Origin of the sequence: Vibrio sp. MOR3 (assembly GCF_001557775.1) — a bacterium.
In the GTDB taxonomy this organism is placed as follows: Bacteria; Pseudomonadota; Gammaproteobacteria; order Enterobacterales; family Vibrionaceae; genus Vibrio; species Vibrio jasicida.
In genome coordinates, this window is record NZ_LNRD01000048.1 from 1 (window position 1) to 716 (window position 716).

The following is a 716-nucleotide window of genomic DNA, read 5'->3' on the forward strand; positions in this document are numbered from 1 at the left end:
ACGGTTTATAAGTAAAAGAGACGAAGATATCCCAATATCTTCAATCCAGTGTCCCGTTCGTCTAGAGGCCTAGGACACCGCCCTTTCACGGCGGTAACAGGGGTTCGACTCCCCTACGGGATACCATCTTTAAACATTCTCTCTTGAGAGTTTTTAAAAATGGTTACTTCATAAGAAGTGATTAGCTCTTTAACAATTTGGAAAGCTGACAAAACAATCTTTAAGATTGTTTGTAAAGTTCTCAATGTTTGTCTTTATGACAAACACCAAAAAACACATTCAAGTGTTCTTGGGAATATCACTTTTAAAGTGATTATTCGAAATTGAGTCCGGCAAAATCGAAATGTCTCTCGCTCATTCAAATAATGAGAGACAACTTTGGTGATTTGATTATCAACTCGAAACTCCTTCGGGTTGTATGGTTAAGTGACTAAGCGTACACGGTGGATGCCTTGGCAGTCAGAGGCGATGAAGGACGTATTAACTTGCGATAAGCCCAGATTAGGTAGTAAAAACCATTTGAGTCTGGGATTTCCGAATGGGGAAACCCACTAGCATAAGCTAGTATCGCTGCGTGAATACATAGCGCAGCGAGGCGAACCGGGGGAACTGAAACATCTAAGTACCCCGAGGAAAAGAAATCAACCGAGATTCCGAAAGTAGCGGCGAGCGAAATTGGACTAGCCCTTAAGCTTTATATGCGTTAGACGAACGGT

Annotated in this window: 1 tRNA gene and 1 rRNA gene; both read left to right on the forward strand. The window is 42.0% G+C overall.

Annotated elements, in window-relative coordinates:
- Positions 1–50: 50 nt before the first annotated feature.
- A tRNA-Glu gene (locus tag ATB76_RS26850) sits at positions 51–126 on the forward strand.
- 294 nt (positions 127–420) lie between these two features.
- Positions 421–716: ribosomal RNA gene (locus tag ATB76_RS26855) — 23S ribosomal RNA — on the forward strand; the annotation flags it as partial.